Origin of the sequence: Thiolapillus sp. (assembly GCF_048562965.1) — a bacterium.
GTDB classification, from domain to species: Bacteria; Pseudomonadota; Gammaproteobacteria; order Chromatiales; family Chromatiaceae; genus Thiolapillus; species Thiolapillus brandeum_A.
In genome coordinates, this window is the sequence record NZ_JBHNMF010000891.1 from 1 (window position 1) to 1169 (window position 1169).

The following is a 1169-nucleotide window of genomic DNA, read 5'->3' on the forward strand; positions in this document are numbered from 1 at the left end:
AATAGGTTGTCAAAGGCTGAGTCGATTTTGGGGACTGGGATGTCCCAAAATCTATCACGAGGCCGAAGACACGCTTGATGAAACGTCGAAGAGCCATATTATTCAATATGGCGTTCATGCGAAGGTTTATCAAGACCGCCAGGTATTTTTTCTGCTTTTATTAGGTTGCCAGCCCCTGTCAACCAGATGGCTGCTCATCCGTTTATACAACACAAAACCCCAATTTGACAGATAAACGCACAGGCCAGATGATGCAGGCAACGCTTTGCTTTTCCAGCATGGAGACACAGATCAAGGCAGACGAGCACACCCGGCGACGCTACCTGGAGCAGTTTCTGGCCCAGGTGGAAAGGCGCGCCCTGATCATGGCTGAAATAGCCACGAGCAGCCGGGAAGAGGCGCTCGACCTGGTACAGGACAGCATGCTGGCGTTTGCAACAAAATATGCCAGGAAACCGCAAAGCGACTGGACACCATTGTTCTATCGCATCTTGCAAAACCGTATTCGCGACTGGTACCCGTCGCAATGCAGTGCGTAACCGCTGGAAAGGCTGGCTGGGCTTTCCTGACGACAGTGGAGATCCCATACAATCGGCACCTGACCCGCACAGCGTCCTGCCGGAGGACGAGATACACAGGGACGAATCCGGAGATGCCATCGCAAAAGCGGTGGGTAAACTCCCCCTGCGGCAGCAGCAGGCGTTTCTGCTGCGGATCTGGGAAGGGCTTGACGTGGCCGCGACCGCAAAAGCCATGGGCTGTTCGCAAGGCAGTGTCAAGACACATCTGTCCCGCGCCATGGCCTCATTGCGCAGGCAATTGCAGGAGTATCGCTAATGCAGTCTTTTGAAGAAAATCTGAAAAAGTCACTGGACAATAAAGCCGCCTCCCTGGATGCAGCAACCCTGTCCCGTTTGCATCGCGCCCGTGTCAAGGCACTGGAAACCTCCCCGCCCTGGTGGAAACAGCCCGCCGTGTATGCACCCGTCCTTGACAGTGCCGCTGCGGTCGCGGGCTATCTGTTGCTGTCCACTTACTACCTGGACAGCAACCTCATACAAACGACGGTCAGCAGTGATCCGGTCGAGGCCATGGAAATCATCAGCCTGGATATCGACCTGGAACTCGTGGAGGATCTGGACTTTTATGACTGGCTGGCACAACAGGAG

3 protein-coding genes are annotated in these 1169 nt (G+C 54.8%); all 3 read left to right on the forward strand.

The features are described from left to right. The first annotated feature begins 224 nt into the window (after positions 1-224). Entirely contained in the window at positions 225-539 is a 315-nt protein-coding gene (locus ACOCD2_RS20935; RefSeq protein WP_305800763.1) for a hypothetical protein, read from the forward strand. Further along, positions 532-837 carry a sigma-70 family RNA polymerase sigma factor gene (locus ACOCD2_RS20940; protein ID WP_293681654.1) on the forward strand — a complete coding sequence of 102 codons (306 nt, stop codon included), beginning with the start codon at positions 532-534 and terminating at the stop codon, positions 835-837. The genes ACOCD2_RS20935 and ACOCD2_RS20940 overlap by 8 nt, the downstream gene beginning before the upstream one ends. Further along, the coding region (locus ACOCD2_RS20945; protein WP_419588615.1) for a hypothetical protein at positions 837-1169 on the forward strand (333 nt) is incomplete at its 3' end. The genes ACOCD2_RS20940 and ACOCD2_RS20945, both read left to right, overlap by 1 nt.